The sequence below is a fragment of the Epilithonimonas sp. genome, assembly GCF_056329745.1.
The window spans coordinates 339708-363711 of the sequence record NZ_JBWEYV010000001.1 but is presented as its reverse complement, the minus strand read 5'-3'; the positions used below and the strand labels follow the sequence as shown (position 1 = coordinate 363711).

Annotated in this window: 26 protein-coding genes and 2 tRNA genes; 24 read left to right on the top strand and 4 right to left on the bottom strand. The window is 38.6% G+C overall.

Annotated elements, in window-relative coordinates:
• The first annotated feature begins 48 nt into the window (after window positions 1-48).
• The 3 genes from AC00Y6_RS01550 (at window position 49) to AC00Y6_RS01540 (ending at window position 2183) form a co-directional block, all read left to right on the top strand.
• Window positions 49-855 carry a hypothetical protein gene (locus AC00Y6_RS01550; protein WP_474488857.1) on the top strand — a complete coding sequence of 269 codons (807 nt, stop codon included), beginning with the start codon at window positions 49-51 and terminating at the stop codon, window positions 853-855.
• A gap of 202 nt (window positions 856-1057) precedes the next feature.
• A complete protein-coding gene (gene trmB / locus AC00Y6_RS01545; RefSeq protein WP_474488856.1) occupies window positions 1058-1738 on the top strand; it encodes a tRNA (guanosine(46)-N7)-methyltransferase TrmB in 681 nt (226 codons plus the stop codon).
• On the top strand, window positions 1731-2183 hold the full coding sequence (locus AC00Y6_RS01540; protein ID WP_474488855.1) for a DUF6759 domain-containing protein: 453 nt from the start codon (window positions 1731-1733) through the stop codon (window positions 2181-2183). Before trmB ends, AC00Y6_RS01540 begins: the two co-directional genes overlap by 8 nt.
• Before the next feature lie 55 nt (window positions 2184-2238).
• Here AC00Y6_RS01540 and AC00Y6_RS01535 read toward each other — a convergent pair whose 3' ends face one another.
• The gene (locus AC00Y6_RS01535; protein WP_474488854.1) at window positions 2239-3258 is read right to left on the bottom strand and encodes a glutaminyl-peptide cyclotransferase; all 1020 of its coding nucleotides are present in this window, start codon (window positions 3256-3258) and stop codon (window positions 2239-2241) included.
• A 150-nt stretch (window positions 3259-3408) separates the two neighbouring features.
• Between AC00Y6_RS01535 and AC00Y6_RS01530 the strand changes: the two genes are divergently transcribed.
• The 3 genes from AC00Y6_RS01530 to AC00Y6_RS01520 are packed head-to-tail and all read left to right on the top strand — an operon-like array spanning window position 3409 to window position 5396.
• On the top strand, window positions 3409-3903 hold the full coding sequence (locus AC00Y6_RS01530) for a dihydrofolate reductase (protein WP_474488853.1): 495 nt from the start codon (window positions 3409-3411) through the stop codon (window positions 3901-3903).
• Window positions 3904-3948: 45 nt separating this feature from the next.
• A complete protein-coding gene (gene recR / locus AC00Y6_RS01525) occupies window positions 3949-4560 on the top strand; it encodes a recombination mediator RecR (RefSeq protein ID WP_474488852.1) in 612 nt (203 codons plus the stop codon).
• The gene (locus AC00Y6_RS01520; RefSeq protein WP_474488851.1) at window positions 4560-5396 is read left to right on the top strand and encodes a glycosyltransferase family 2 protein; all 837 of its coding nucleotides are present in this window, start codon (window positions 4560-4562) and stop codon (window positions 5394-5396) included. Before recR ends, AC00Y6_RS01520 begins: the two co-directional genes overlap by 1 nt.
• Here the strand turns inward: AC00Y6_RS01520 and AC00Y6_RS01515 are convergent.
• Both AC00Y6_RS01515 and AC00Y6_RS01510 read right to left on the bottom strand, forming a co-directional pair.
• Window positions 5393-5908, bottom strand: coding sequence for a hypothetical protein (locus AC00Y6_RS01515; RefSeq protein WP_474488850.1), 516 nt, complete (start codon window positions 5906-5908; stop codon window positions 5393-5395). The two genes, AC00Y6_RS01520 and AC00Y6_RS01515, sit on opposite strands and share 4 nt — an antisense overlap.
• Window positions 5909-5938: 30 nt before the next feature.
• Window positions 5939-7348, bottom strand: coding sequence for an aspartyl protease family protein (locus tag AC00Y6_RS01510; RefSeq protein WP_474488849.1), 1410 nt, complete (start codon window positions 7346-7348; stop codon window positions 5939-5941).
• 95 nt (window positions 7349-7443) lie between these two features.
• Between AC00Y6_RS01510 and AC00Y6_RS01505 the strand changes: the two genes are divergently transcribed.
• From AC00Y6_RS01505 to AC00Y6_RS01420, 18 genes are all read left to right on the top strand, one after another.
• The gene (locus AC00Y6_RS01505; protein WP_474488848.1) at window positions 7444-8274 is read left to right on the top strand and encodes an energy transducer TonB; all 831 of its coding nucleotides are present in this window, start codon (window positions 7444-7446) and stop codon (window positions 8272-8274) included.
• A 188-nt stretch (window positions 8275-8462) separates the two neighbouring features.
• Window positions 8463-9236, top strand: coding sequence for a ParA family protein (locus AC00Y6_RS01500; protein ID WP_474488847.1), 774 nt, complete (start codon window positions 8463-8465; stop codon window positions 9234-9236).
• 32 nt (window positions 9237-9268) lie between these two features.
• Window positions 9269-10159, top strand: a complete 891-nt coding sequence (locus AC00Y6_RS01495; protein ID WP_474488846.1) for a ParB/RepB/Spo0J family partition protein — start codon at window positions 9269-9271, stop codon at window positions 10157-10159.
• Window positions 10160-10789: a DUF5683 domain-containing protein gene (locus tag AC00Y6_RS01490; RefSeq protein WP_474488845.1), complete on the top strand. Its 630-nt coding sequence runs from the start codon at window positions 10160-10162 to the stop codon at window positions 10787-10789.
• 26 nt (window positions 10790-10815) lie between these two features.
• Window positions 10816-11514 carry a 4-hydroxy-tetrahydrodipicolinate reductase gene (gene dapB / locus AC00Y6_RS01485; RefSeq protein ID WP_474488844.1) on the top strand — a complete coding sequence of 233 codons (699 nt, stop codon included), beginning with the start codon at window positions 10816-10818 and terminating at the stop codon, window positions 11512-11514.
• A gap of 89 nt (window positions 11515-11603) precedes the next feature.
• Window positions 11604-13238 (top strand): signal peptidase I, encoded by a 1635-nt coding sequence (gene lepB / locus AC00Y6_RS01480; RefSeq protein ID WP_474488843.1) that lies wholly within the window; start codon window positions 11604-11606, stop codon window positions 13236-13238.
• A gap of 207 nt (window positions 13239-13445) precedes the next feature.
• Complete coding sequence (locus AC00Y6_RS01475) at window positions 13446-14060, top strand: WbqC family protein (RefSeq protein WP_474488842.1); 615 nt, start codon at window positions 13446-13448, stop codon at window positions 14058-14060.
• A 56-nt stretch (window positions 14061-14116) separates the two neighbouring features.
• A complete protein-coding gene (locus tag AC00Y6_RS01470; RefSeq protein WP_474488841.1) occupies window positions 14117-15781 on the top strand; it encodes a S8 family serine peptidase in 1665 nt (554 codons plus the stop codon).
• Window positions 15782-15909: 128 nt separating this feature from the next.
• Entirely contained in the window at window positions 15910-16419 is a 510-nt protein-coding gene (locus AC00Y6_RS01465; protein ID WP_474488840.1) for a hypothetical protein, read from the top strand.
• Between the two features lie 14 nt (window positions 16420-16433).
• Window positions 16434-17120 (top strand): YiaD family glycine zipper/OmpA-like lipoprotein, encoded by a 687-nt coding sequence (locus AC00Y6_RS01460; protein ID WP_474488839.1) that lies wholly within the window; start codon window positions 16434-16436, stop codon window positions 17118-17120.
• 83 nt (window positions 17121-17203) lie between these two features.
• Window positions 17204-18088: a decaprenyl-phosphate phosphoribosyltransferase gene (locus AC00Y6_RS01455; protein WP_474488838.1), complete on the top strand. Its 885-nt coding sequence runs from the start codon at window positions 17204-17206 to the stop codon at window positions 18086-18088.
• Window positions 18089-18168: 80 nt separating this feature from the next.
• Window positions 18169-19485 carry an FAD-binding oxidoreductase gene (locus AC00Y6_RS01450; protein ID WP_474488837.1) on the top strand — a complete coding sequence of 439 codons (1317 nt, stop codon included), beginning with the start codon at window positions 18169-18171 and terminating at the stop codon, window positions 19483-19485.
• A 71-nt stretch (window positions 19486-19556) separates the two neighbouring features.
• The gene (locus tag AC00Y6_RS01445; RefSeq protein WP_474488836.1) at window positions 19557-20282 is read left to right on the top strand and encodes an SDR family NAD(P)-dependent oxidoreductase; all 726 of its coding nucleotides are present in this window, start codon (window positions 19557-19559) and stop codon (window positions 20280-20282) included.
• A 32-nt stretch (window positions 20283-20314) separates the two neighbouring features.
• Entirely contained in the window at window positions 20315-20902 is a 588-nt protein-coding gene (locus AC00Y6_RS01440) for an HAD family hydrolase (RefSeq protein WP_474488835.1), read from the top strand.
• A gap of 55 nt (window positions 20903-20957) precedes the next feature.
• Window positions 20958-22130, top strand: coding sequence for a cysteine desulfurase family protein (locus AC00Y6_RS01435; RefSeq protein ID WP_474488834.1), 1173 nt, complete (start codon window positions 20958-20960; stop codon window positions 22128-22130).
• Between the two features lie 69 nt (window positions 22131-22199).
• Window positions 22200-22517 carry a thioredoxin gene (trxA, locus tag AC00Y6_RS01430; protein WP_123281215.1) on the top strand — a complete coding sequence of 106 codons (318 nt, stop codon included), beginning with the start codon at window positions 22200-22202 and terminating at the stop codon, window positions 22515-22517.
• Between the two features lie 138 nt (window positions 22518-22655).
• Window positions 22656-22729: transfer RNA gene (locus AC00Y6_RS01425), tRNA-Asp, on the top strand.
• Between the two features lie 33 nt (window positions 22730-22762).
• A tRNA-Asp gene (locus AC00Y6_RS01420) sits at window positions 22763-22836 on the top strand.
• Window positions 22837-23605: 769 nt separating this feature from the next.
• Here the strand turns inward: AC00Y6_RS01420 and AC00Y6_RS01415 are convergent.
• Complete coding sequence (locus AC00Y6_RS01415) at window positions 23606-23974, bottom strand: hypothetical protein (protein WP_474488833.1); 369 nt, start codon at window positions 23972-23974, stop codon at window positions 23606-23608.
• Between the last annotated feature and the right edge of the window lie 30 nt (window positions 23975-24004).

Genomic DNA, 24004 nt, shown 5'->3' with positions numbered 1-24004 from the left:
TTTTGTAGTGGACATGTTTGTATTTCTCTATAAATTTGTGCCACTATTATGAAGAATTTTATCGCAATGCTTCTGTTATTCTGTGCGGCAACTATCAATGCACAATATTACAGTGGTGAGATATTTATCCGGGACAAATCTAGCCTGTATCTCAATCAGGTTTATATTACCAATCTCAATGCACAAAAAAGTGTTTTGGCCAATTATAATGGCGACTTTAGGATCGAGGCTAGAGAAGGGGATGTTATCCGCTTTACGTCCATTGTGACCGAGCGAAAAGATGTTACGGTGACCAAACAAATGCTGGCGTCACCCAAAAATTTTATCGAGTTACAGATTGCATATTACGAGATTCAGGAAGTGATCATCAACTCCTTCCGTCCATCGGGTAATCTTCGCAAAGATGTGGCGATGCTCAAGTCGTCGGAGAAAGCATTTGAACTTAGAAAAATGATTGGTTTGCCGGAGCCCAAGGGAAATGGACTGCCGCCGGAGATTCCAGTGATGTCTTTTAATCAAGGGCTGAGTTTCAGTATAGACAGTATTTTTGATTTAATCTCAGGAGAGAAGAAAAAGAAAGAACGCTATCAGCAATACGAGCGCATGAACAAAAATATAGAAAACCTTCAGAAGTACTTTGGGGATGACTATTTTATTAATCTGAAGATTCCAAAGCAGCTAATTCCTAATTTTCTACAGTTTGTCTATAGCTCGGATAATATTACGGTTTTTCTAGAGTCCAACAATTACGAAGCAACCAAAATCTATATAGAGAAGTATTTGCCGATCTATCTAAAAAGGGTACAAAATTCCCATCTAATGGCTGTGCCCGAAAATCAAACAGTATCTAAATAATTTTGACGGAAAATTTCCGTTTTGATTTAGGTATTGCATCTGTCGGATATAGTTTTAGGAGTATTTAGGTTTGATATGCTTTGATAATAAAGATGTCAAAATACCATAGATCCACATTTCTTACTCACCTCATACTTCATCGTTGAGTTAATTAATATTGTCTATTTTTGTACCCGAAAAATTTTAAAAGAAGACAATCATAATGGGGAAAAATAAAATTGCCAGATTCGAGGAAAACAAAACATTGCCAAACGTTATTCAACCAACCAGGGAGCAGGCTATCAACAGTTTTGAGCACAAAGGAAAATGGGCAGAATTTTTTGGGAATGACAATCCTATTGTTTTGGAACTCGGTTGTGGCAAAGGCGAATATTCTGTTGGCCTGGCAAAATCATTCCCAGATAAAAACTTTATTGGCATTGATATAAAAGGGGCCCGTTTTTGGTTTGGTGCCAAAGAAGCCATCCGCGACGGACTAAAGAATGTGGCTTTTGTAAGAACTCAGATAGAGCTGATTGATCATCTTTTTGCAGAAAATGAGGTGTCCGAGATATGGATAACGTTCCCGGATCCTCAAATCAAATACAGGCGGACCAAACACAGGCTCACCAATCCTGAGTTTTTGGCAATGTATAAGAAGATTCTTAAAAAAGACGGCGTCATACACCTGAAAACAGATTCCGAATTCCTGCATGGTTATACATTGGGGCTTTTGCAAGGACAGGGACATCAGATTCTTACCGCTCACCACGACATTTATGGCGCTGCAGAATATATGCCAGATACGCCTTTGTTAAAGGATATCAGGACTTATTATGAAGAATTGTTTTCTGCCAAAGGCAAAACCATCACTTATATAAAATTTAAGCTGAAAGATGAATAAACGGCTTTTTGCTATCCTTGGTTTTTTGAGTCTTACAAGTTGCGCAGTCAGCAATGCGGTTTCGCCACTGCAGGCCAGCAGGGATTTTTCGGTCATCCTAAGAGCGGAAAAGCGACGCCGCATGCCCAAAACAATTGAGGACAAAGCGGTAAGCCTGCTTAATCAGTTATTCAATACAGATGCGGCCAATACAGATATGGTGCTGATGATAAGAAATGACTCGGATTGTGACTTTACCATGCACATCACGGGATCACATTCTTACAACATTCCTATAGCTTCCAAGAAAACGGAAAGTATTGTGCTAGAGCAAGGGAGTTACGATATGAGCTCCGAAGTTTGCAAAAGCCCTTATCATGTTTCCAGATCATTTTATGAAAATACAATGCTCAGCATTAGCTATAATATGATAAAACGTTCTGATACCATAGGACGAGTTCAATAAAAAAGCTTCAACCTTTTAAAAGGTTGAAGCTTTTTTTTAGTTAATTAAGAATTATCTATTTTAAAATAACCTCATAAATCTTGCTCCAGTTTTTACCGGTAATCAACATATTGTTTCCTTTGAAGGCAATTCCATTCAAGACATCTTCGCCACCAGTTGAATTTTGTTTTGCGATATTGGTAAAGTCAAGAATACCTGTCACCTCGCCGTTTGCCGGATTGATTTGTAAAATAATAGGTTTTTGCCAAACGTTGGCGTAGATAGAGCCATTGTGGTATTCCAATTCATTTACCTGGTCGTAGCTTTCCTTGTTGCTGGCAACTGCAATAGTTCTTACAATCTGAGAAGGATTGTCCGGGTTTAGGAAATAAATGTTTTGGGTACCATCGGATACAATAAGGTTTTTGCCATCATTAGTCATTCCCCAACCTTCAGCAATCACATCTGGATATTTAAACTCTTTAATCAGTTTAAATCCGGCATCGTAAATGAAACCTTTTTTAGCTTTATAAGTCAGCTGATAAACTTTGTCGTTTAGCATTGTAATTCCTTCAGAAAAAATATTGCTTGGCTGAGGAACTTCCAGAATGGGTGTTCTGCTGCCTAATGTATACTTGATGATTTTAGATTTTCCGTCAAGTCCTACGCTTTCTAGCACAGTGTCGCCATGCAGTTCAAAACCTTCGGTAAAATTGTTGACATCATGCGGATATTGATTGGCAATTTCATAAGAAATAGGCTTGGCCACGGCTTTTGCAAAAACGTTGATGGTAGCATCTTGTTGCAAAACCTCACCACTTTTTGTCTTGATGTTGAAGGTGACATCGTTTTCGCCTAAAGAGAAAAATTTTGGATCTATGGCAAGGTTTTTTGTTTCCTTATCTCCAAAACTGATGCTAATGGCCTCTGCATAATCCAAAACATCCTGCGGAACCTTGATACGGTCTCCAAAATGGTAACCTTTATCCTGTTGGCTGATATTGTAATCGTTAAGCGTGTTCAGGATATCTTTATCCTTGTTACAGCCGGTTAGGATGAGGAGAGCAAGAGCCGAAGCTAAAATAATTTTTTTCATTCCGATTATTTTTTTCATACTAATGGAGTAATTCACATTTATGAATGTATGATTTTATTTGTATTAATGCCCAAAAATACAAAATTATCAAAAGTAAATTTTCATAAATGTTTCTTAAATTAAGTATAAAACATTAGTTTTGTAAGTGATATGACAACATTAATTGCTGCTATTGGGAACAAAAATGCACTGGGAAAAGACAATCAGTTGCTTTGGCGCCTGCCAGCAGACCTCAAACATTTTAAATCAATTACCGAGAACCATCCCGTAGTGATGGGTAGGAAAACCTACGAGAGTATAGGAAAACCCTTGCCCAACCGTACCAACATTGTTGTAAGTCGTAAAGAAAATTGGTTTGCAGAAGGTGTCTTGATTGTATCTACGCTAAAAGAAGCACTGAAATTTGCTAAGAAAATCAATGAAGATTTTTTCATCATTGGCGGTGGCGACATATACAAACAAACCATTGATACAGCCGATCGCCTTGAGATTACGCAGGTAATGGGCGATTTCGAAGCGGATACATTTTTTCCAAAAATTGATCCAAAAATATGGCAAAAAACGGACGAATCTTGCCATCAGAAAGACGATAAAAACAACTATGATTACTGTTTCCAGACGTATCAGAAAATCAATCAAAAATAATTTGTAGGAGCAGATTCTTTTCTTGTTTCTGCCTCATTATTAATCATGGATTATCCAAGTAAAGTATTGTCAAAAGCAGTAGAAGAGATAGCGGGCCTCCCAGGTATTGGGAAAAAGTCAGCGTTGCGACTGGCACTTCACCTTCTCAGGCAGCCGGCTTCTCAGGGTGTTTCTTTGGGAACAGCCATTCAGACACTGGTGACTGACATCAAGTACTGCAAAGTTTGTCATAATTTTTCTGATTCTGATATATGTGATATTTGCAGTGATGAAAAACGGCATGATGAGCTGCTGTGCATTGTAGAAGATGTACGCGATGTGATGGCGATAGAAAATACCGGTAAGTACCGTGGCAAATATCTGGTACTTGGTGGCAAAATCTCCCCGATGGAAGGTATTGGCCCCAGCCAATTGAGGATAGGGAGCATTGAGAAAAAACTGGAAGAAGGCGTAGTAAAAGAGTTAATTTTTGCGCTCAGTGCGACTATGGAAGGTGATACTACCGCTTATTATATTTACAAAAAGTTCAAAAATTTCTCGGTGGTGTTTTCCAGCATTGCAAGAGGAATTGCCGTGGGCGATGAGCTGGAATATGCCGATGAGATTTCTCTGGGAAGATCGATAACCAACAGGACTGTTTATAACGAAGCTGGCTGATGAAAGTAAGTGTTATCATTGTACATTATCAGGTGCCCGATTTGCTGAAAAAGTGCATCCAGTCTATCCAGAATTATTTTCTGGATTTTGACTATGAGATTATCGTGGTGGATAATCATTCGCCGGATTCATCTTGGAAGTCGTTGATTAATGATTTTCCGGATGTAAACTTTATAGCTTTGGAGGATAATTTGGGATTTTCTAAAGCCAATAATTTTGGTGTAAAGCATGCGAAAGGTGACTATGTTTACATCCTGAATCCCGATACTGAGATAGAAGGTGATTACTTTAAAGAAATTCTGGATTTTGCCGATCAGCAGAGTAGATTTGGTTCTCTTGGGCTACGGATGCATAATGCCGAAGGTTTATTTTTGCCCGAAAGTAAAAGGTCTGTTCCAGCCTTGGTTAATTCTTTTGAAAAATTATTTACAAAACTTAGCAAAAATTCCAAAACCTATTATAGGAATGACATCGGCGAAACGGATATTGCTGAGGTAGAAATCATGACCGGAGCCAACCTGCTGATGAAAAAATCGGTTTATGAAGAAGTTGGTGGTTTTGATGAACGCTATTTTATGTACGGGGAAGATATCGATGTATGCTACACCATTCTCAAAAAAGGCTACAGGAATTTCTATTATGGTAGGTATGCGATATTGCACCACAAGGGCGAAAGCACGGTAAAAGATGAGGTTTACCTTTCCCGTTTTTTTGGTGCGATGGATTTGTTTATCAAAAAATATTACAGGAAACAGCAGCCAGTACAGTATTTGATAATGAAAATGGGTCTCAAGCTAAAGCATCAAATGGTAAGGCGAGACTATAGGAAAAGCTAAACCGTTTTCTCAATCGGGAAGGTAGATTCTTCTGCAAAATGCCTCAGTGCTGCCATTTCTTTCTTGGATTTCAGTTGTCCAAACCGGGCGGCAGCATAAGTTAACAGGATCAAAAACAATACGACAAAAGAACATGGCAAAGCCCAAGGGTAATTATGGGTGTTGATTTGCTTTTCTACATAATACAGTGTGAAAAATGTCATCCAGGCAATGGTGAACAGAAAATAAAGGAACATAAAAAACGTCCATACAGCCGAGCTTGGCCCAAATATCCCACGGATAACAGTTGTCCCGTCTTCCTGCTCAATCCTGAGTGCCAGATTGGGTTTCCAGTAGTTTTCTTCCTCTGTTTTTACAAAAATCGTAGCCACTTCCCGGTTGATATTTCCGAAAAAGCGATCCTTGTTTTTATCCAAGTAATTTCTGAGGTTTTCTTCATGTTGCTCCGGCGAAAGATGTGTGTAGAGTTTGAATCTTGGCCTATTCCGGATATTGTTTAAGGTTTCGCTCATTGTTAATTTTTTTCGTTTTTATTTCAATAATTATTCCTCTATGTAAGGGATGGGGTCTTCCAGGGTAATTTCTACCTTTACAGGCATATTATTTCTTTTAACTTCAATTTTTATTTTTCGGCTGTTATCGGTCTTTAAGATGCTGTGGATTTGATTCAGGGTCATATTTTTGGACGCTTTGTTATCGATGTTGATTAATTCATCATTTTTCAGGATGCCAGCTTTCTGCGCCGGAGAATCTTTTCTGGTCCCCGATACCATGAAAACAGGTTTTAGTGAAAATTTGTAATGGAAATTGTTGCCGTTGTCGATAATGTTGATTTCATTTCCTGCAGAATTCCTTTTAGCAGTTTGAATCTGCACCTGCTCTTTTTCCCATACAAGGCCTTCCTGTTTTATTTCCAGCCCGCTGCCGTCAATCAGGAAAGGGTCATCCAGATGCCGGTTGGGTTTTGTCAAGAACCTTTTGCCGGGATAATCGAACAGAATACTGAATCTTCTCAGTATTTCCGAACCTATCGAACCTTTTCTGTCTTTAACAATGTGAAGATGCTGGATAGAAAACTCGTCAGGCATGGCTGCGATGGGTTTGTTAAGCCGAAATTTCCCTATCGACAAAGCATTGATCCGGCTTCTCTTGCCGTAAATATCACCGCTAAAACCTCGTCCCAAAAAATCATCAATATTTGGTCTGTTGTAAACAAAATCCTTGATAAGAATAGGAAAGAGCCAAACCGAATCTGTATTGCCAAGATCCAGCAAAAGTTTGGAGCTTTGTGGGCTGCGTTTCATCTCCACATCGGCCATAATATAGGGTTTGTTCATCTCTACAGACATTGGCAACTCTTGGAATTTGCTAATTCGTTTTGGGAAGGCAGAAGCGTCTTTGTAAATGGTAATGGTCTTTTTCTGATAATTGATTTCTACCGGATGGTTTCTGAAAAAATGATAACCAATTATCCCGTTGACCGGAATGCCTATATCCTGAGAAATGTTGAAATTCTCATCCAATACAATAAAAACCGTATGGGATCTGTCTACAAAATGATTCCCGATGCTGCAGTTGTTTTTGATCGATTTTAAAGCTTCTACGCTTACCGTTTCTCCCAATCCGCGGAAAGTAATTTTCTCGATATTTTTAAAATCGACATCCCTATTTTCCAGGCTGAATAGCATAGTTTCAGAAATTCCAGAGTCCAGCATAAAGGTTAGTTCAGCACCGTTAATTTTGATGGGAATAAAGATAAGATTATTGATGAGCTTGAATTTAATCACCGTTTTATCAGTGTTTTCCAGCACAAACCCTTCTTGTCCGGCGGACAGAAAATTTATAATGATGCAAAGAAAAATAGCGAACCGTTTCATCAGTTTTAATATGAATGTTCTTATACAAGTATAAGAATTATTATGATGATGTTGATTATTTTTTATGTAATTCATAGTTTGTTTAAATATTTAACTATAAAAAGGAATGTTATTTGATGGTTGTTTATTTTAATTTAAAATATGTTATTAATCGTTTAATATTATTGGTTATGAAAAATCTATTACAATCATTTGGTAGAAATAATTTGGATGAAGTGGTTTTCGAGCATCGGAACAAGGCGTATGGCGCTTACATCCTTCGGAATGAATATTCTAATCAGTTGACAAAGGCACTTGTTGTCGGCGTTGCTTTGTTTGCCTCCGTGGCTGTATTGCCACTTATTATTTCTGCATTTAAAACAGAAATACCAATCCATATCAATCCGCCTTTAGTTCCGTTTGAAATGACTGATGTAAATGCGCCAGACCTTGTGAAACCTATGCAGCCAAACACTGCGCCCTCCAATATCAAAACAGTTGCAAGCCCAGAATATACGCCTGTGAGGGATGTGAAGAAGGAAGCCAAATTGCCAACCAAAGAAGATTTTGAAGGTGCCGCAGTTGGTACAGAAACCAAAGCAGGTGAAAGTACAGACATTACTTTTGCGCCGCCTGCTTTGCCAGGACCTCCCTCTGTAAGCCATTTTCCATCAGTTGCATCTTCCGCTCCGGCAATGGATCCTAATCAACTGATTAATCAAAATGAGGCAGATGTAGCGGCATCTTTCAAAGGAGGTATGGATATGTTTCGCCAAAAAGTATCTCAAAATTTTGATACTTCGGCGGTTGATCAATCTGGCGTTGTATCGGCTACAGTCACTTTTATTGTAGAAAAAGACGGCAGTATTTCTAATATAAAAGTAATGGGCAATAATTCTGATTTTAATCGTGAAGCCGAGCGTACAATTAGGTCTGTTAAAAGCAAATGGTCACCGGCTTTGCTTAAAGGGAAAGCCATGAGATCATCTTTCAGAATGCCTATTTCTATGCAAATAGAATAACCTGAAAACCAATGGATTGAATTTTATTTGATCTCGGATTAATATTAATTATCCACATTCTGCTACCGAATGTGGATAATTTTTTTATCAGTCAATCCATTAATTAACAATACTTTAACTGAGTGCAGTGTTTTTCAAATCTTTCTAAGTGGTAAAAAATTGTATTTTTGAGGATTAAATTAATGTTTATGGCAAAAATTATAGGTGTTGCGAATCAGAAAGGTGGTGTTGGGAAAACCACGACAGCCGTTAACCTGGCATCGGCGTTGGGCGTTTTGGAGAAAAGGATTCTTCTGATAGATGCAGATCCACAGGCCAATGCAACATCAGGCCTTGGTGTGGAAGAAGTTAATTATTCCACATATAATTTGCTGGAGCACAGTGCCGAGGTTACAAAATGTATCTTGCCAACCAGCTCGCCAAACGTAGACATTATCCCGTCTCACATAGACCTAGTGGCTGCCGAAATAGAACTGGTTGACCGAGAAAACCGCGAGTATATGATGCGTGAGGCTCTTAAAAATATCAGGGATCAGTACGACTATATCATTATTGACTGTGCGCCGAGTTTGGGTCTAATTACCATTAATGCTTTGACGGCTTCGGATTCCGTGATTATCCCGATCCAGTGCGAATATTTTGCTTTGGAAGGTCTTGGGAAATTACTCAATACCATCAAAAATGTTCAGAAAATCCATAATCAGGACTTAGATATAGAAGGCCTTTTGCTCACGATGTACGACAGCAGGTTGAGACTGTCTAACCAGGTTGTGGAAGAGGTTAATTCCCATTTTCCTGAGATGGTTTTTGAAACCATTATCAGCAGGAATGTCCGCCTTAGTGAAGCGCCTAGTTTTGGGGAAAGTATCCTGAGTTATGATGCCGAAAGTAAGGGGGCGATCCAGTACATTCAGTTGGCAGAGGAAGTTCTGTTGAAAAACGAAAAATTAGTAAAAAATTAAAAAAGCCAATAGCTATTAACCAGCAGCAAAATATGAAAGACAAAAAAAGAGCTATGGGACGTGGTTTGGGAGCAATTCTAAATGCGGAAAGCCGAACCAATATCAATTCTGCTACTGATGAAGGTGCAAAAACCCTTGTCGGGAACATTGTGGAGGTACCTATAGAAGATATATATCCCAATGCCGGACAGCCTAGGACTTATTTTGATGAAAAAGCTTTGAATGATTTGGCCGAATCCATTAGGAGTCTTGGCATTATTCAGCCAATCACGCTGAGGAAAGACGGCGAAAAATTCGAAATCATCTCCGGGGAAAGACGTTACCGGGCTTCCAAAATTGCAGGTCTAGCCGCTATACCAGCTTATATCCGCTTGGTAAACGACCAGGAATTGCTGGAAATGGCTTTGGTAGAGAATATCCAAAGGGAAGATCTTGACCCTATCGAAGTTGCGCTTACATACCAGCGCCTATTGGATGAAGTGGGCATGACTCAGGAAAATCTGAGCCAGCGTGTAGGTAAAGAGCGCAGCACAATTACCAATAGTGTCCGTTTGCTTAAACTATCACCAAGCATCCAAAATGGGATAAGAAGTGGGGAAATCTCTGCAGGACATGGCCGCGCCATTATGGGGCTTGATACCGATGAAAAACGTCAGATTTTGTTTGACAGGATTATACAGGATCACCTGAATGTAAGACAGGCAGAACAACTAGCCGGACTGATGAAAAACCCACAGGAAAAGGAAAAAGCAGTCAGACAAATCATTATTCCCAATCATGTAAAAAAAGCACAGAAAACACTTTCTGATATTTTGGATGTGAATGTGGAAATCAAAACAGCGGCTAATGGCAAAAAAGGGAAAATAGTCCTCGATTTTAAAAATGAAGAAGAGCTGGAAAATATCCTGGCGCATATCCGATAAATGAAAAAATTATTTTCAGTTTTCCTATTGTTAGCATTCAGTTTGGTTTTTTCTCAGGTCAATCCCAATGATACTATTCGGGTAGAGAATTTGCCTAAAGACAGTATTCCTGCTGCAAAACCTCAATCTGAGAGTCAGCTTTTGGGGGAGATTGACCAGAAAAATGCGCCTGCAAAAGTCCTTAAATTCAGTCCTACAAAAGCAGGGCTTTATTCCGCTGTATTGCCGGGGCTGGGGCAGTATTATAATAAAAAATACTGGAAAATCCCCATTGTCTGGGGTGCTGTGGGAACTGGTGTTGGCATTGCTTTGTGGAATGATAAACAGTACAAGCGTTATAGAAATGCCTTCATTGCAGAGCTTAATGGCTTGCCACATGAGTTTTCTGGAATAAAAGGTGTAGATAAAACTGTTTTGGGTAATGCACAAGACAGATCCAAGCGGCAACGGGATTACGCCATTGGCATCACGGGGCTTATCTATATTCTTAATATTATAGATGCGGTGGTAGACGCCCAACTCTACGAGGGGCGGCATGATCCGGATCTGGCTATTGTCCCATCGGTCATTAATGATCAATACAATTTGGGAATTGCAAAACCTGGGTTAACCTTGAGTTTTCGGTTTTAAATCAAAGAAATTTTAATTAATAAAGAATGAAAATTGCAATAGTAGGTTATGGTAAAATGGGAAAAATTATTGATGAAATTTCCCAAAACCGCGGTCACGAAGTGGTTGCAAGATTAAAAGAAACACCTACCAAAGAATCGCTCAACAATGCCGATGTGGTGATTGAGTTTTCCAATCCCGAAGTTGCTTTTGACAACATCAGCGTTTGCCTTCAGAACAAGATTCCTGTGATATGCGGGACAACAGGCTGGCTAGACAAAAAACCTGCTGTGGAGCAGTTAGCCATAGATAACGGCACTGCATTTTTATACGGATCCAATTTTAGTCTTGGCGTCAACCTTTTTTTTGCGCTTAACGAGAATCTGGCCAAAATGATGAGCAAATTTAATGAATATACCTGCCAAATGGAGGAGATTCATCATATTCATAAAAAAGATGCACCTAGCGGAACGGCGATCAGCCTGGCCGAAGGTATCATTGCCAATTCGGATTACAAGGCGTGGAAGCTGGATGAGACCAAAGATAAAGAATTGGGGATTTTTGCTATCCGTGAGGATGAGGTTCCCGGTACACACAGCGTTTTCTACAGGTCAGAAGTGGACGAAATCGAGATTAAACATAAAGCCTATAACCGAAGTGGTTTTGCATTGGGAGCCGTTATAGCAGCGGAATGGATTGCCGAGAAAAAAGGCATTTTCACCATGAAAGATGTTCTGGGACTATAAAAATTGTAACAAAACAGACTTCTTAAAAACTAATTAGAAAAATTAAGAAAAGCCGACAGCAATGTGCTGGGAGCTAAAAGCCAAACAATATGAATTATATTATTACTTATACGGTTTATGTCCTAATCATCAGTGTGCTGATGGGGCTTACAACCTGGAAGTTATATAAGAAAATGGGTTACAATCCGCTGTTTTCTTTTGTGCCTTTCTACAATTATCTGATTATCCTCAAGGAAACCAAACATCCAAAGTGGTGGGCTATATTGTCTTACCTTCCTATTGTTGGGCCCATTATGATGTCCGTCTTCCATATTTTCCTGATGAAAAAATTTGGTAAAAGAGGTTTTGTAAATGGACTACTGACGGTAATTTTACCATTCATTTTTATGGCGACTGTCAATTACAGCAAAGATCCGGAAATCGAAACCGAAGAGGAGGAAGACGAAGCCAAAAAGAAAGAAACATTTTTGGGTTCTGTAACGTTTGCGGTAGTTTTTGCAACCATTATTCATGCTTTCATTACGCAGCCATTTGGGATTCCCACTGGTTCAATGGAAAGGACCTTGTTGGTTGGTGATTTCTTGTTTGTCAACAAATGGGCTTATGGTTTCAGGATGCCGATGCGTCCGGTAGCTTTGCCGTTTTTACAAGGAACCATCTTTGACACCGGCGAGAAAGGGAATCCGAAAGATGATCCCAAATCTTATGTGGATGCCGTTAAGTTGCCTTATCTAAGGATCCCGGGTTACGATGAAGTGAAGCGTTACGACATTGTCGTTTTCAACTATCCTCAAGATTCCGTTCATACAGCGATAGACAGAAAAGACCCTTATGTTAAGAGGTGTGTCGGTATTCCTGGTGATGTTATAGAATTCCGCGCTGGCAGGTTGTTTATCAATAATCAACCTGAGAAAATTTTAGGCGATGAGCAGCAGCAGCACGGTTATCTGGTAACCACAGGTTCTCAGCTGGATATTCCGCAATTGTACAAAGCGTATGGGTTTCTCCCGGTTCAGGAAAATCAAACCGATACAGGTTTTGTCTATGCTTTTCAGGGCTTGACAGATCAGATTGCTAAAGAAATCAAAGCACTTCCTCAGGTGATTGACATGAAGGAAATGATAGAGAAAAAAGGTGAAGCTGCCGTGCGTTATAAGCTGAATGCAGACAAAACAGCCTATACTAAGCATATAGATACCACGCAGTCCATCTATCCCATCAACAAACCTTGGAATCAGGATTGGTACGGGCCGCTCCGCATTCCTAAAAAAGGGGATGTTGTAAAACTGGATCAGGAATCTTTGCCGCAATACCAATGGATCATCTCCGAGTACGAGCATAATAAACTCGAAAACAAAAACGGGAAAATCTATATCAACGGGCAGGAAACCAACCAATATACCATCAAACAAAACTATTACATGATGATTGGTGACAACCGCGATGCTTCTCTGGATGCCAGGTTCTTTGGTGTTGTTCCAGAGGAAAATATCGTCGGTCGCCCCATGTTTACTTGGTTAAGTGTTGAGGGATTATTCTCAGATGCCAGTTCTACGTATCAGGCACCGGGCAAGAAAATCCGTTGGGACAGGATGTTCAAAGCAACCAACACAGGCGAGGCCAACAAAACTTCTTATTGGTGGGTGGCAGTTGCCATTCTGGTGCTGTTCTTCGGCTGGGATTACTTTGCCAAACTCTTCAGGAAGAAAAAAGAAGAAGATTAATAAAAAAAATTAGGAGCTAATTCCCGCTATCCACTATATCTTTTTTGTTATTGCGAACAACGTGAAGCCGTCTGTTGAAGTTTTTGACAACCGCAATAACAAAAAAGGATGCCGTTCCTATCGGGGCTATGGGATTTGTCCTCCGGAATAAACATTCAACACTTTGTCAAAGCTTCGTATCTTTGACAAAGTTTTTTTTAAAATAGAATGAAAAAAGTTCTTTTACCTATATTTTATCTGCCGCCAGTCTCATGGTTCTCGGTTTTTTTGGATGATGAAAACGGGATTTTGCTGGAGCAGTATGAGAATTTCCCCAAACAAACTTACCGAAACCGGTCAGCCATCTATGGTGCCAATGGAAAATTAGCATTGATTATTCCGATAAAGCATAACGGCAAGCGGGGGATGAAAGATATTGAGGTTTCTTTTTCCGAAGATTGGAAAAAACTGCATTGGAAATCTATAAAGACGGCATACCAAAGCACACCTTACTTTGAGTTTTATGAGGATAAACTCAAAAAAATTTATGAGGATGAATCAGCATCTTTGAAAGATTTTAATATCAGGGCACTACAGATTATTCTCAATATCCTAAAAACAGAAAAGGATTTTGAACTTACCACAGAATATTTTAAAAATCCCGATGCAATAGATTTACGCGGGCAGTTTTCTGCTAAAACAGAATCTACAGCCACAATGCCGGAATATTACCAGAGCTTTTCTGACAAGTATGGATTTGTAAAAGATTTGTCTATTTTGGATCTCCTTTGTAATATTGGCCCGGAAAGCCTTACATATATAAAAAAAATTGATAGCCTTTAACTTAAAATATACGTGCCTTATAAGTAATTCTATTTTAGTAATAACAATTATCTAATATGAAAAAATTATTGATAGCGGCAGCTTTTTATGCCGGATTTTTAAATGTAGCGGCGCAGACAACCGCACCGGAAAAGGATAACGATCTCAAAACCTGGTACCACAAAGATTTTGCGACCACAAAAGTGTATGGCGTGAATACCGCCAATGCCTACAAATTTTTGGAGAGCAAAGGTCTTAAACCAAAACCTGTTATCGTAGGTGTTTTGGATAGTGGAGTAGAAGTGGATCATCCCGGTTTGGTGAAAAATATGTGGAAAAACCCTAACGAGATTCCAAACAATGGTAAAGATGATGACGGGAACGGTTATGTAGATGACATCCACGGATGGAATTTTCTCGGTGGCAAAAATGGTGACATTAGTGTAGATAATATGGAAGTCACCAGGATGGTAAAAAAATTCCAACCGGTGTTTGAAGGTACTGACTCTGCCAAAAACAAAGAAAACCAGGCCAAGTATCCTGAAGATTTCGCAATGTACATGAAATCGAAAGAGATCTTTACGAAAAAAAGTCAGGAAGCCAAGCAAAATTTGCAGATGTACACCATGATAGATGGCGTTATTCCTGATATGGTAAGGTTGTTGGGCAATAAAACCCTTACTAAAGAGAATCTGGCCACCATCAAACCTACTACGCAGCAAGAAGCTATGGCAATGCAGGTGTTGGCTCAAGTTGCCAATGATCCACAAGCTACTGGAAAATCCGGTGCCGAGGTAGAAAAATATATGAAGGCCCAGATGAAAGAGGCGATTGATTATTTTAAACCTCAGGCCGAGAAAGGATATAATCTCGATTTTGATCCAAGAAAAGAAATTGTGGGTGATAATTATGATGATTACTCCCAGAAAAACTATGGTAATAACCATTACGAAGGTCCTGATGGCAAGCATGGGACGCACGTTGCAGGGATTATTGCTGGATTGGCTAATGGTGCAGAACCTCAATATGGTGTTGCGTCCAGAGTGGCAAAAATCATGACCGTAAGAGCTGTTCCGGATGGTGACGAGCGTGATAAGGATGTGGCTAATGCAATCCGATATGCGGTGGATAATGGTGCCAAAGTTCTTAACATGAGTTTTGGGAAACCGGTTTCGCCAGGTAAAAATGTGGTTTGGGACGCCTTCAAATATGCCGAGAGCAAAGGTGTACTTCTTGTAAAAGCTGCAGGTAACGAGAATGAGGATATTGCCGAACACCAGTATTTTCCTACTAATTTTAAAACTCAAACTGATGAAAAACCGTTCATCAATAATATGATTGTAGTGGGTGCCAGTACCAATGATTCGGATAAGCTGAAGGCTAGTTTTTCTAATTATGATGCCAAGATGGTAGATGTTTTTGCGCCTGGTGACCAAATTTATTCTACAGTACCAGATGCTAAGTATGAATATCTTCAGGGGACATCCATGGCTTCGCCGGTCGTTGCAGGTGCCGCAGCAGTTTTATTAGCCTATATGCCGAATTTGAGTCCGGCTCAGGTTATAGAATCTTTGGTAAACACGTCAAACAAGTCTAATGCTAATGGATTTAATAACCTTTCTAGATCACAAGGTGTTATTGATGTTGAAAAGGCAGCTGAGTATGCATACAGCCATTTTTATAGACCTGATGCATCAACTAAGTCAATAAAAAAGCCGGCTAAGAAAGTGAGAGCTCGATAATATTACATTTTGATAAAAATTGAGCAAGTATCCAATTAAAAATAAAAAAATCTGAGTTTTCTCAGATTTTTTATTTTTTACAATTTGGCACAGTTTTTTATAATAACTTAGCGCTTAAATATAATACTATGAGAAAAATAATTTTTGGGCTTTTTGGGATCGCATTATTTGCCGGTTCCTGTTCAACAACAAAAACAGCTTCGTCTGATGGTAGTGTTACTCCAGGACAGGCTCAAAGTCTGAGAGCAGATGTAATGAAACTGAAAGGAGAATGGACAATCTCTAATGTGGATTACAATAAATCATATAGTATCAAGCCTTTTGACGAGGGTGCTGATATTAACTGTTTCGTAGGAAGCGCGTGGAAGTTGATTCCTAATAATTATACTGGAACTTATTCACTAAACGGTGGTGGTACATGCCCTATGAAAACTCAAGCTATTACTTTTAGCGTTGATAAATACAGCAATGTTTCTATCAAAAAAGTAGGCGAGGGCGAGAAAGCTAAGCATGTGGGTGCCGGTTATATGTTGAGACTCGAAAATCCAACAGATAACAGTTTTACCTTGGTACAGTCTCTTAATGCAGACGGTGCACCAATGGACGTAAGATATAACTTTGTAAGAACTTCTAAATAAATAAAACACTTAAAATGAAAATCAATAAAACAAAAATTGCAGCATTTTTTATCTCAGGATCTTTGTTGCTTACAAGTTGTGAGGCTGTTCAGAACGCCAATAATACTCAAAAAGGTGCCGCGATTGGTACTGCTGCAGGTGCCGTGTTAGGCGGTATTCTTGGTAATAATATCGGGAGAGGTGGCAATGCGCCTCTAGGTGCTGTTTTGGGCGGTGTTGTTGGTGGTGTTGCTGGTGGCGTTATCGGTAACAAAATGGATAAACAGGCTAAAGAAATCAAAGAAGTTTTGCCAGGAGCTGAGGTAGAAAGAGTGGGTGAAGGTATCAAAGTTACATTGCACGAGAATACAGTTAATTTTGATTTCAACTCATCAAATCTTACATCGCTTGCAAAAAATAATTTGGACAAATTGGTAACTGTACTTAAAAATAATCCAGACACTAATATCAACATCTATGGACATACTGATAGTGTAGGATCAGATGCAGTTAATTTGAGAATATCATCTCAAAGGGCAGCAGCTGTTAAAAACTATTTTGTAGCGAACGGTGTCTCTGGAAGCAGATTATTTACAGAAGGTTTGGGCAAATCTAGTCCTATTGCATCTAATGATACTGATGCAGGAAGAGCTCAAAACAGACGTGTTGAGTTTGCAATTACAGCTAACGAAAAAATGATTAATGACGCCAAGTCTAATTAATCTATTATTTAATCAGATATAATATAAACCGCAGTTTGCGGTTTTTTTATTTTAGTGCTACTTTTGCATTAATTAAACATTGGATGAAGACCTATTTAAAATTAATACGTGTAGAACAATGGGTTAAGAACTTTTTTGTTTTTGCACCTCTATTTTTTTCCGGTAATATTACTAATACGCATCTCTTTTACGAGAGCATCTTTGCCTTCTTTGTGTTTTCATTCACTGCGAGTTCTATTTATATTATCAATGATTATTTTGATATTGAGTCAGACAGGAAACATCCCGAGAAAAAACACCGTCCGTTAGCCAGCGGTGCTGTGTCAAAGGCTGCGGCAAGGTTACTTTTTGCCTTTTTGGTATTGTTATCAATTTCATCGGTTTTTATTGGCAGTTATGTGTTTCAAGAGAATTTGTGGAAGTTTGGGGTGATTATCGCATTCTACTTTTGTATCAATATTTTATATACATTTAAACTAAAACAGGTTGCCATTGTGGATATTTGCATTATTGCAATTGGCTTTGTGCTTCGTGTTTTGGCCGGTGGATATGTCACGGGCATTCCTATTACCAATTGGGCGGTTCTGCTCACTTTTGTCTTGGCATTAGTCCTGGCAATTGGCAAAAGGCGTGGGGAACTGATTAATGCTCAGATTTCCGGCAAAACAAGGAAAGCTTTGGATGGCTATAATGTTCAATTTGCAGATATTGCTTTATCCATCAGTTGTACGCTGGCCATTGTCTGTTACCTGATGTTTACGCTGTCTCCAGAAGTTCAGGCCAAATTCCATTCCAGGGTTTTTTATACGGTCATATTTGTGGTATTTGCATTTTTGCGCTATCTTCAGCAGACTCTGGTTTATAATAAAACCGAATCGCCAACCAAGATCGTTTATAAAGACCGTTATATACAGATTACAATAGTGCTTTGGGTAATCGTTTTTCTGCTTCAGATTTATTTCAAGTAAAAATCGATGTAGCTCAAAAAAACACAACACATGATGACTACTAATAGGCTTTTAGAAGCCATCTCAAAAAACAACAACAGATGAAACCGAATTTTATTCAAAAAGTAACCAATTGGGGCAATTTCCCGATTGTGGAAAAAGAAATGAAATCGGATGATTCTGTTTCTCAAATCAAAAAATTTGTCCGCGAAAATAACGAAGTCATTGCACGCGGAAACGGTCGTTGCTATGGCGATGCTTCTCTGGGCGAACATATTTTTTCAACAAAAAGGCTTAATAAGTTTATCTCTTTTGATCGCATCAACGGGATTATAGAATGCGAAGCCGGCGTGCTTCTATCAGAAGTTTTGGAAGTGGCAGTGCCCCAGGGTTATTTTCTTTATGTAACACCGGGGACTAAGTTTATTACCGTGGGTGGCGCGATTGCATCAGATGTTCACGGGAAAAACCATCATGCAGAAGGCTGCTTCTCAGAGTACGTAACCGAGTTCAAACTGATGGATGAAAATGCCGAAGTTATTACATGTTCGAGGGAAGAAAACTCCGACAAATTCTGGGCAACCATAGGTGGTATGGGATTGACAGGGATTATCCTTTCTGCCAAATTTAAGCTTAAAAATATAGAATCGGTATATATCCGCCAAGAGAGTATCAAGGCAGATAATCTGGACGAGATATTCCGCCTATTTGAGGAGAGCGAAGACTGGACTTACAATGTAGCCTGGATTGACTGTTTCCAAAAGGGAAAAAACCTGGGGAGATCAATTTTGATGCGTGGTGAACATGCTTTAAAAGCTGAGCTTCCAAGTAGGATGCAGAAAAAATCACTTAGGCTAAAGCCAAAATTTAGTCCCACAGTTCCTTTTTATTTTCCAGGGTTTGTGCTGAATACTTTTACAATTAAGATCTTTAATTATCTATATTATAACAAGCAGCGTAACAAACAAGTCAATAATTTTATCGATTACGACAGTTTTTTCTACCCGCTTGATTTTGTGAATGACTGGAACAAAATTTATGGTAAAAGTGGTTTTATCCAATACCAGATGATGATCCCAAAAAACCATGGTAAAGAGGGGATGAGGAAGATTTTGGAAACCATCGCAAACAGCGGCAATGGTTCTTTTCTAGCTGTTTTGAAACTGTATGGCAAAGAAAATCCTCTGGCCTACAACTCTTTTCCTTTCGAGGGGTATTCCCTGGCTTTGGATTTTAAAGTTAATAAAAAACTGAGGAAATTGGTTGACAGGCTAGACGATATTGTTGAACAATATGGTGGCAGAATTTACCTTACCAAAGACAGCATGAGCAGATCATCCTTAACCAGCTATCTTAGGAATGTGGATTCGTCTAAATTTGTCTCCCTACAACATAAAAGAATCCTAAATGGTTTATAATTGAATAGCATTATTCAAAATTATAATAAGGATTAACGAAATACTAAAAACCACACCTAACACCAAATATCATGATAGTTCTTGGTTCCAATTCTGAGGTTGCGCAGGCCTTTGTAGAAGAATGTCTTAAAAAAGGGGAGAAGTTTTCCACTATTTACCTAATCAGCTCCAACCCGGAGACTACGGAGAAATTTGCGGGTCATATCAATGTCAAATTCCTTCAGCATTCCGAGATTATCCCGATGGATTTGATGAACGACATTGATTATAAACCCTTGGAAAATATCAATTCTAATGTGTTGTTTTGCGCTTCGGGATACCTTGGCTTGGGAACGGACGAGGGCTTGTATGATGACCAAAATACGGAACGGATTATCGATATTAATTACGCCAAATTAATTCCGGTTCTTAATTTTTTTGCTAAAAAGATGGAGTCCAAAAGAAGCGGCGCGATGATCGTTTTGTCTTCTGTGGCAGGGGAAAGAGGGAGACAAAGTAATTTTATTTATGGATCTGCAAAAGCCGGGTTAACCGCTTATCTCAGCGGATTGAGAAATTACCTCTTCGATAAAAAAGTGAATGTCATGACGGTGAAACCAGGTTTTATGGATACCAAAATGACAGAAGGTTTGCCACTTAATCCGGCACTTACAGCAACGCCTGCAAAAGCTGCCGAAGTTATTTTTAAAGCTTACAAAAATAAAAAGGATGTAGTTTACGTTTTACCTATTTGGTCTGTTATTATGATGATTATCAGAAACATTCCTGAGTTTATCTTCAAAAAATTAAAACTGTAGCACAACAGTCATCAATTCCAAATGATTTGGTTATGAAAAAATTATATCTGTTCGATTTTGATGGGACTTTGACTTATAAAGACACCATGTTTTTGTTTCTTAAATTTTATGATCCGGCCAAATTTTCTGCTCAATTTTTAAAACATATTCCGCTTTTCATCCTGCTCAAATTGAAGCTTGCAGATGCTGAAGCGGTCAAAAAAAGTTTTGTATCATCGATGTTGAAAGGCGAATCCAGATACCAGCTGGAGAAAAAAGCGCAACAATTTTTTCAGGAAAATTACCCATCGCTTTTCAGGGAAAATGCTTTGGATTTTATTAAAAATATTGACCGCGAAACAACAGATTCCTACATTGTTTCTGCCTCATTGGATATCTGGGTAAAGCCTTTTGCGGAGGAATTTGAGATGACGCTGCTTTGCACACAGGCCGAATTTAAAGATGATATTTTCACAGGGAATTTTGTAGGCAAAAACTGCAACAAACAGGAAAAAGTCAACAGGATCAAAGCAGAATTAAACGGTAAGAAATATGATAAGATCATTGCGTTTGGTGATACTTCGGGAGACAAGGCAATGTTTCGGTTTGCCAATGAATCCCATTACCGATTTTTTCACTAATTTAGTGGTTTAATTTTTCGACCTTGCTTCAAAAGGCCACAAATCTTTATAGAAAATGGAAAGAATTTATCTGGATAATGCTGCAACAACACCTCTTGACACAGAGGTGATAGACTGTATGGTAAATGTTTTAAAATTCAACTATGGCAATCCCTCGTCCACACACAGCCTTGGGCAGGAAGCCAAAACCATTTTGGAAGAAACAAGGCGAAAGATTGCAGATTCTTTGAAAGTGACGCCGGCAGAAATCATTTTCACTTCTTGCGGAACCGAGTCCAATAACATGATTATCAAATCTTGTGTCAATTACCTCGGTGTTCAACGGATTATCACATCGCCACTGGAACACAAGTGTGTAGCAGAAACCTGTCTGGAAATGAAAAAACTAAGAGGTGTAGAACTTGTTTATCTTAGACCCGATTCCAAAGGTGACTTGGATTTGAGCAAGTTAGAAGAATTATTGAAAAGTTCTGATAAGAAAACATTGGTCACTCTTATGCATGCCAACAACGAGATCGGGAATTTGCTAGATATAGAAAAAGTAGCCCACCTTTGTAAAGATAGTGATGCATTGTTTCATTCAGATACTGTGCAGACCATGGCACACTTGGATTTGGATTTTTCAAAAATCCCTTTAGACTTTGCCTCTTGCAGTGCTCACAAATTCCATGGGCCTAAAGGTAGTGGTTTTGCCTTTGTAAGAAAATCGTCCGGGCTGAAAGGAATTATCACCGGAGGTCCACAAGAACGTTCATTGAGGGCTGGTACGGAAAATGTTACAGGTATCGCTGGTCTGGGAAAAGCCTGGGAACTTTGCCAAACAAATATGAAGGCATATACTGAGCATATTCTGGATATCAAGCACTATTGTATCAATCAGCTTCAGGAGAAAATTGCTGGAGTCAAATTTAATGGGAGAAGTGCAGGAGACGACAGTCTTTTTACGGTTCTTAACCTATTGTTACCATATAAAAACCCATTGATTGGACTGCAACTTGATATGAAAGGAATTGCTGTGTCTCAGGGCAGCGCATGCAGTTCGGGCGCTTCTAAACCATCCATGGTATTGATGTCAGTGTTGTCCGAAGAAGAATTGGATCACTGCACACCACTTAGGGTATCATTTAGTCATCTTACAAAACGATCTGATATTGATGCTCTTATAAAAGCGCTGGAAGAAATTGGAGAGCCCTTTGTCATAGAAAATGCTGATAGCGTACATAGATAATCAACAGATAAAAGCAATTTTAAATGTTGTAATTTTGTTTTATAAAAAATAATTAAGAAATAAGAAATCATGGCAGTAGAAATTACAGATCAATCGTTTCAGGAAACAGTTTTAAATTCGGATAAGCCTGTTTTGGTAGATTTTTGGGCAACTTGGTGTGGACCTTGCAGAATGCTTGGCCCAATCATCGAAGAAGTGGCCGCAGATTTTGAAGGTAAAGCTTTGGTGGGAAAAGTAGATGTAGATAATAATCAGCAGGTGTCTGTTGACTACGGTATCAGAAATATTCCTACGGTTTTAATTTTCAAAAATGGGGAAGTTGTTGATAAAATTGTTGGTGTAGCACCAAAAGAAGTTATCGCAGAAAAATTAAATTCTTACCTCTAAGAAAATAACAATATTGATAATGAACGCTTTTCCTTCTGAGAAGCGTTTTTTTTTATAAAAAATTTGGAGATGTAAATTATTGTTGTATTTTTGCAACCACAATAAACAAGGAATGTTTTTCTAGTTTGTTGGGCAAGAGATCCGGTAGTTCAGCTGGTTAGAATGCCGCCCTGTCACGGCGGAGGTCGCGGGTTCGAGTCCCGTCCGGATCGCAAAAGTTTTACAATTTTAACTTAGAAAAAATTGATCCGGTAGTTCAGCTGGTTAGAATGCCGCCCTGTCACGGCGGAGGTCGCGGGTTCGAGTCCCGTCCGGATCGCAAAAGTTTTTAACGATAGTTAAGGACTTTTTTGCTTTTAGGAATTGTTGTTTGTGTTTAGCCATTGATAAATAGTTTCTGATCTTTTTGAGTAGTGAGTTTTGGGAGTTTGTAAGGGAATAATCGGCAAAATTTGATATTTACAATTAGTCAAAATGGACTTAAACATTATAAATAAGATCAAAATGGATGTTTTTCCTGAATTTTAATTGCTAAAAAACGGTGGAGAAAAAGAGACTATCATATATTCAAAATTTTCTATCCTCGTAACTGTTCATTTTTGGTTATACTAAAAACCGAAACTCTCAAATTTCTGTCTTTTTTCTACAAACAGAGAAAACAGCGTAAAGTTTATACTGGCAAGACGATAAACGCCAAATAGAGTAGTGCAAAAAATTTATAACCGATGAACCAAGCCCAATCCGTTTAAAAATATTAACTATTAAGTTAAAGTATTTGTTAGCCTATGTTCTAAAAGAAGAAAATTACGATTTTGGCTTTTATTAACTAATGATTTCAAAGAAACACGTGTTTACCATTTAAACTGATTTAACTTACGAGATATAAATTATCGGCGGTTTTCCTATTATCTTCATGACATAGCCGATAATTGGATAAAGAACATTGCTAAAATATTCAAATAATTAAAAAAAATTAAGTTAAAAACCACTATCATTATTATACCAGAACAAAATCTTTATTTCAGAATTATCGTCAGAATAACCCAATAAAAAAGCGTTCATCTTAGAACGCTTTTTTTTAGTTTTGATTATTTGGTTACATTGGGCATTACTGCTTTTCTGTCTTTAAACTTTGATTGCCTTTCTGCCATTTTTCGCGCCTTCATATCCTGAAATTGTTTGTATTGCTCAGGAGAAAGAATTTTTTGCATTTCTGCATCATTCTCTTTCATTTTTTTCATCCTTTCTTGGCTTTTGTTATTCATTTCCTGCTTTCTTTCTTCTGCCTTTTTATCATGCAACGCTTTAATTTGACTTACCTGACTGTCCGTTAGATTGAGTTCTTGCTTCATTTTTTCAAGATGCTCGCCTTTGTGATGTTTTGGCTGTTCTACCTGTTGGGCAAATCCAAGGACACCAAGTCCCAAAAATGCCATACTTAATATTAACTTTTTCATTTTTTGATCATTTACAATTAATACTTCTAT